We start from the raw sequence: 6,507 nt of genomic DNA on the forward strand, positions 1-6,507 counted from the left end.
CGGATCAGCGCCCAGGAGATCACCGAGAACTGGGCGTCGAAGATCCACCAGAAGGCGATGCCGGACAGCACCGTCGGCACCACCCAAGGCAGCAGCACGATGGCGCGCAGGAAGGCCTTGAACGGCAGGTTCCGGTTCAGCAGCAGAGCCAGCCACAGGCCGAGCGCGAATTTGAACACGCTGGCGACGACCGTGTAGAGCACGGTGTTGAACACGGCGAGCCAGAACAGCGAATCGTCCCAGAGGTATTCGTAGTTCTCGATCCCGATCCACACGCCGGGCCGGCCCAGCCGCGTGTCGGTGAAGCCAAGCCACAGGCCGAGGCCCAGCGGATAGGTCAGGAACAGCAGCAGGATCACCAGGGCGGGCAGCAGGAACGCGAAGCCCAGCGCGTTCCGGCTTTCCATCATCCGCGCCATCCAGGAAGCGGGCTTGGCCGGAGGCCTGACCCGCCGCGCGATCGTCGACATCTATCCTCCACGAGCGGCCGGGGCCTTTTGCGGGCGGCCCCGGCTTGCGGCCTCAGGCCGCGCTGAAGTTGACCGTCATATCCCGGGCGCTACCGGCGCGGGACTGCGGGATCCAGTCCCTTGACGGTGTCGAGCCCGATGGCACCGGTCAGGACCGCCGCCCCGAAATCAGCCCCGGTCGCGTCGGCGCCGGTGAGATCCGCACCGGTGAGATCAGCGCCGGAGAAGTCGACATGTAGCAGGCTGGCGCCGTTGAAGCGGGCCCCCTGCAGCTTGGCGAAGCGGAACCAGGCGCGGCCGAGATCGGCCCGGCTGAAGTCGGCGCCGTCCAGCCTGGCACCCGAGAAGTCGGCCCGCAGGATCCCCATCGACTGGTTGCGCATGTCGACTCCGAGCCTGGCGTCGGTGAAATCGGCCCCGCGCAGGTCGAAGACGCCGAAGCGCGAGATCACCCGCGCCTTGGCGAATTTCGTCCGAAGGAAGATCGGGGCCTCGGCCGGGGAGGTCTGCAGGCCCGAGGCGACGACCAGCCCCATCACATTCGCGCCGGACAGGTCCGTCCCGGTGAAGTTCGCCCGGATCACCCAGGCGAGGCCGAGATTGGCACCGCTCAGGTCCGCCCCGGTCAGGTTGCTGTCCTCCAGCTTGGCCGCGAACAGGTCGGCACCGGCGAAGTTGGCACCGGACAGGTCGAGATGGCTGAGATCAACCTTCTCCAGCGACCGGCCGGAGAAATCGGCCGGCGCGGCCGGGGAGGCGCGGGACAGGATCGCGATCACCTGATCGCGCGTGAGATCGGCGCTCCAGCCCGGCGAGGCCAGGCCGGCGAACAGCATTACCAGCAGGATCCGACAGCCGAACATCATCCGCCCTCCCCGGCCGGCCGCCTCCCACCCGGTAGTAGCGTTCCGCCCGCTTCTGGGCCCGCGCGGCGGCGTCTTCCGGCGTGCGCTGGCCGGTCGCTGCCTCCGCCACCATGTTGACGACGATGTAGTCCGCCATCGCCGCGGCCGAGGCATAGCCCAGCGGCCCGGCATAGCCGTTCGGGCGCAGCCGTTCGGACGCACCGGCATAGGCCGCGTTGTTCGGGTCTTCCTTCCACACCGGGTGGTCGGCATAGCCCTTCAGCGGCTGGCAGCAATAGCCGCTCGACGCCTCCATCCAGGGGAAGAACTGCTCCTTCTCCCACATGAAGCGCAGGTACTCCTTCGCCGCATTCGGATACTTCGTGTAGTTGAACACGATGGCCGAGGTGGTCTGGCACAGCTCCACCGACTTGCCGACCGGGCCGATCGGCAATTGGACGCATTTGATGTCCTTGGCCATGTCCTGCAGGGCCGGGTCGTTCTTGGCGGCGTAGTACAGCGACACGCCATTGGCGGTCATGCTGACCTCGCCCGCCAGGAAGGCCCGGTTGTTGTTGCTGTCGAGCCAGGCCTCGGTGCCGGGGATGAAGGTCTTGTACAGCTCGGCCGCATATTTCAGCCCGGCGATCGTCTCCGGGCTGTTGATGACGACGTTGCCCTTCTCGTCGACCATCTGGCCGCCATGGCTCCACATGATCCAATGGCCGAAATTGTTGCCGTCGCCGACGGCGTTGCCGAGGGTGAAGCCTGGCGGATGGCCGTTCTCCTTCAGCTTGCGGCACAGCGCCAGGAAGCCGTCGGTGTCCTTGGGGAACTCCGAAAAACCGGCTTCCTTCACCCAGCTTTCGCGATAGCAGATGGCGTTGCCGATCGCCGCCAGCGGCAGGCCGATGAACTTGCCGTCGCGCTGGGCATAGCCCTGCAGGCCATCGTACCAGCCGCCGTACTTGTTGCCGAGATAATTGGCCAGCTCGGTGACGTCGAGCAGCTTGTCCGGATACAGCTGGGCGTCGTCGAACCAGACCAGCACGATGTCGGGGCCGCTGCCGACATTGGCCGCCACCGCCGCCTTCGGCCGGATGTCCTCCCAACCCTCGCTGTCGACCCGGACGGCCACGCCGTATTTGTCGGTGAAGGCCTTGGTGTTGGCCAGCCACTGGTTTTCGTCGCCCTGGACGAACTTGGCCCAGCGCAGCACCCGCAGCGACGCCCCCTGCTCCGGCGTGTAGGACAGGTCCTGCGCCTGGGCCGGATGGATCAGGCCGCCAGGGAGGGCCGTGCCGATCGCGCCGGCCGCCGCCAGGCCCGCCCCGGTCTTGAGAACATCGCGTCGCGTGAAATCAGCCATGTTTCCTCTCCCGTCTTGATCTTGATTGGAAATACTGTGCTTGGAAATGCGAGCCGCTACAGGCGGCGTTCGGTCTCGGCGTCGAACAGATGGATCCGCGCCGCATCAGGCAGCAGCCGGATGGTGTCGCCCGGCCCGAAGGACTGGCGCTCGTTGAACAGGGCGCAGATCTCCTGCCCCGCCATGCGGCCATAGACGAAGGTGTCGTCGCCGGTCGGCTCGACCACCTCGACCTCGGTCGGCAGGCCGGTGCCATCCGCCGCCACACGCAGATGCGACGGCCGCACGCCGTAGCGCACCCGCTGGCCGTGCTGCGCCCGGACCTGGAGCGGCAGCGGCAACACGATGCCGCCCGCCGTCGTCACCCCGCCGTCGCCGACCGTGCCGTCGATGAAGTTCATGGCGGGCGAGCCGATGAAGCCGGCGACGAAGACATTGGCCGGATGATCGTAGAGACCGAGCGGCGCGCCCGCCTGCTCCACCCGTCCGTCGCGCATCACCACGATCTGGTCGGCCATGGTCATCGCCTCGACCTGGTCGTGGGTGACGTAGATCGAGGTGGTCTGCAGCCGCTGATGCAGCAGCTTGATCTCGGTGCGCATCTGCACCCGCAGCTTGGCGTCGAGGTTGGACAGCGGCTCGTCGAACAGGAAGACCTGCGGGTCGCGCACGATCGCCCGGCCCATCGCCACCCGCTGGCGCTGGCCGCCGGACAGCTGGCGCGGATAGCGGTCGAGCAGCGCGGTCAGGCCGAGGATGCCGGCGGCGTCGCCGACCAGCCGGTCGATCTCGGCCTTGTCGGTCTTGGCCAGCATCAGGGCGAAGGCCATGTTGTCCCGCACCGTCATGTGCGGATACAGCGCATAGTTCTGGAACACCATGGCGATGTCCCGTTCCTTCGGCGCCACGTCGTTGATGCGGCGGCCGGAGATGGCGATCTCGCCGCCGGTGATCCGCTCCAGCCCCGCGATCATGCGCAAGAGGGTGGACTTGCCGCAGCCGGACGGGCCGACCAACGCCACGAATTCATGATCGCCGATCTCGATATCGACGCCGTGGATGATGGGAACGGTACCGAAACTCTTGGTGACACCGCGGATCGAAACCGACGCCATCTCCCCTCCCCGTCCTGTGCCGGCGGCATCGCGGCCACCGGATCGTTGAGGGAAGGGTAACGGATGGTCCGGAGCGGTCAAACGGTTTCGGCTATTTGGTCATACAAATACGGGGGGATCGGACTAAAGACCTGTGCCGCCCCGGCATCGAACATCTAGAACCGTCATCGCGAGGCGACGCGGCGATCCAGCGGCTCGATCTCTGGATCGCCACGCCCCTGCGGGGCTCGTGATGACGGTTAAGGACGGCCCGGCCGCCCTCACCGCTCGGGTTGAGTAAGCGCGCCCGCACTCAGCGGCGCAAAAAGTCCTCGATGTAATCCTCGACCACGCGGTCGATGCTCTCGTCGATCGGCAGGCCCAGCGCCTTGGCGCGGTCCCAGCTGGCGTCGGTGGCCCAGCCGTCGACGATCGCCTGGATCACCGGGTCCGGCTTGGTGGTGATCGGGCCCAACTTGATCTGGTACTTCTCGGCCACCCGCTTCACCGAGGCCACCATGTCCTCGACCGTATAGGCGCGGCTGGGCAGGTTGACGGCGCGGTCGTCGCCCAGGGCCGATGCCGGCGCCTCATGCAGGCCGATGAAGCTGGCGACGCAGTTGCGGTAGCCCAGCATCGGCAGCTGCGCCCGGGTCACCGGCAGCACGCATTCCACGCCGTTCAGCGGCTCGCGGAACACGCCGGAGCAGAAGCTGGAGGCGGCGGAATTGGCCTTGCCGGGGCGGACGAAGATGGTCGGCAGCCGGGCCGCACGGCCGTCGAAGAAGCCCTTGCGGCTGTAGTCGTTGATCAGCAGCTCGGTGATCGTCTTGGTGACACCGTAGGTGGTCTGGCTGGTCTGCTTGGTCGCGTCGGTCACCTCCTTCGGCATCACCGACCCGCCGAACACGGCGATCGAACTGGCGGCGACCAGGCGCTGGTCCCCGCCCGCACGCGCCCGCAGCGCCTCGAACACGTTCAGCCCGCCATCGAGATTGACCCGCAGCGCCAGGTCGAAATCCTTCTCGCCGCCGCCGGACAGGATGGAGGCGAGATGGAACACCGAGATGTCGTCGCGGTCGACCAGGCCGGTCACGGTGGCGCGGTCGGAAATGTCGCCGGTGACGATCGACACCCGGTCGTCCAGCCCGTCCTGCCGGTCGTCCGGCGCCGCCATGTCGAACAGGGTGATGGCGTCGATCGGCTCCGGCCCGCCAGAGATGCCGGTCAGCGTGCCGCGCTTGAGCAGCGCGCGCGCCAAGTTCAGCCCGACGAAACCGAGACCACCGGTGATGACGACCTTCATCCTGCGTTTCCTCTGATCCTGCCGCCGCCTGCGCGGGCGGCCGTATTGTATGACTTATAAGGTGTAGATCGGCCCAAACCCGGCGGCAAGAAAAAGGGCGCTCCGAAGAGTGCCCCTTCCGAAGGTCACGGGCCGTCAGGCCTGGCTGGCCTGGCCCACCGCCTGCTCGGCGGCGGCGATCTCGGCCTGGCGGCGGTTGATCGCGTCGCCGATCGGCGGGCCCTTGAAGCGCCGGCGTTCCAGGCCGAACCAGACGATCGCGGTCAGGACCAGGAAGCCGATGGTGATCCACAGCGCCTTGTCGTTCGGCGGCTGCACGCCGATGAAGAAGATCAGGATCACCGACAGCACGCACAGCAGCGCCACCAGCCGGTAGGCGCCGCCCAAAGACCACGGCCCCATCTTGGTCCAGGTCCGGCCGTAGGCGATGGCGCCGAGGGCGATCGGCACGCCGTAGGAGATGAACAGGAAGATCACGGTGACCGACACCACCGTCGTGTAGACGGGGGTATAGGCGGTGAACACCACGGCCAGGATGGCGCCGGTCCAGATCGCCGCAACCGGCGTGCGGAAGCGCGGGCTGACCTTCCGCAGGATCGAGGACGCCGGCAGGCCGCCATCGCGGGCGAAAGCGAAAATCATCCGCGACACCGAGGTGACGGTGGCGAGGCCGCAGAGAAACTGGCTGATGGCGATGCCGATATAGAGCGCCATCTTGAGACCGGTCGGCATCACCGAATCCATGGTCCAGAAAAACACGTTCCAGCCCTGGGCCGCCGCGTCGTTCATGTTCGGGATGGCCAACACGAAGGCAACCAGCATGGCGTATCCGAACAGGGCCGAGAGCAGGACCGAGCGGACCATCGAGCGCGGCACGTTGTAGGCCGCACGCACCGTCTCCTCAGAGGTGTGGGCCGAGGCGTCGAAGCCGGTGATGGTATAGATCGGCAGCAGCAGGCCGAGCAGGAACACCATCAGCAGGCTGCTGTGCTGCGGCCAGACCGCGTTGTCCGCCGGCAGACCGCTGTAGTTGGTGAAGGTCCACAGCCGCGAGATGTCGATCGCCGGGGCGTAGGCCAGCAGCAGGATCGTGAGGGCAATGGCCACCAGGAAGATCAGGTAGCCGCTGAGGTCGGTCAGCAGCGTGGTGATGCGAATGCCGAGGTGGTTCAGGAGCGCCTGACTGCCGGTCAGCACCACCATGAAGATGATCTGGGTGGTGAAATCGGTGCCCATGCCCAGCTGCGTGCCGAAGGCACCCTGGACGAAATAGAAGGTGCCGACATTGATCGCGCCGAGCACCGTGATCGAGCCGAGCAGGTTGAGCCAGGCCGTGACCCAGCCCGCGCCGCGCCCGCCCAGGATCGATCCCCCGTGATAAAGGCCCCCCGCGGTGGGATAGGCCGAGGCGATCTCCCTCGTC

6 protein-coding genes are annotated in these 6,507 nt (G+C 67.0%); all 6 read right to left on the reverse strand.

Going from position 1 to position 6,507, the window contains the following annotated elements; translation table 11 throughout:
* The coding region (locus AC3XYG_RS02080; protein ID WP_489138155.1) for a carbohydrate ABC transporter permease at positions 1-470 on the reverse strand (470 nt) is incomplete at its 3' end.
* 89 nt (positions 471-559) lie between these two features.
* On the reverse strand, positions 560-1,249 hold the full coding sequence (locus tag AC3XYG_RS02085; protein WP_489138156.1) for a pentapeptide repeat-containing protein: 690 nt from the start codon (positions 1,247-1,249) through the stop codon (positions 560-562).
* Positions 1,176-2,684: an ABC transporter substrate-binding protein gene (locus tag AC3XYG_RS02090; RefSeq protein ID WP_489138157.1), complete on the reverse strand. Its 1,509-nt coding sequence runs from the start codon at positions 2,682-2,684 to the stop codon at positions 1,176-1,178. The genes AC3XYG_RS02085 and AC3XYG_RS02090 overlap by 74 nt, the downstream gene beginning before the upstream one ends.
* A 56-nt stretch (positions 2,685-2,740) precedes the next feature.
* On the reverse strand, positions 2,741-3,799 hold the full coding sequence (locus AC3XYG_RS02095; protein ID WP_489138158.1) for an ABC transporter ATP-binding protein: 1,059 nt from the start codon (positions 3,797-3,799) through the stop codon (positions 2,741-2,743).
* A gap of 292 nt (positions 3,800-4,091) precedes the next feature.
* Positions 4,092-5,084, reverse strand: a complete 993-nt coding sequence (denD, locus tag AC3XYG_RS02100; RefSeq protein ID WP_489138159.1) for a D-erythronate dehydrogenase — start codon at positions 5,082-5,084, stop codon at positions 4,092-4,094.
* A 135-nt stretch (positions 5,085-5,219) separates the two neighbouring features.
* Positions 5,220-6,507 (reverse strand): amino acid permease (locus AC3XYG_RS02105; RefSeq protein ID WP_489138160.1); only part of this gene is annotated, 1,288 nt, incomplete at its 5' end.

The organism is Inquilinus sp. (assembly GCF_057815775.1).

What these genes read in the sequence shown, in the direction of transcription:
- denD (WP_489138159.1), bottom strand. Translation starts at nt 5,084, where the DNA reads ATGAAGGTCGTCATCACCGGTGGTCTCGGTTTCGTCGGGCTGAACTTG.
- AC3XYG_RS02095 (WP_489138158.1), bottom strand. Translation starts at nt 3,799, where the DNA reads ATGGCGTCGGTTTCGATCCGCGGTGTCACCAAGAGTTTCGGTACCGTT.
- AC3XYG_RS02090 (WP_489138157.1), bottom strand. Translation starts at nt 2,684, where the DNA reads ATGGCTGATTTCACGCGACGCGATGTTCTCAAGACCGGGGCGGGCCTG.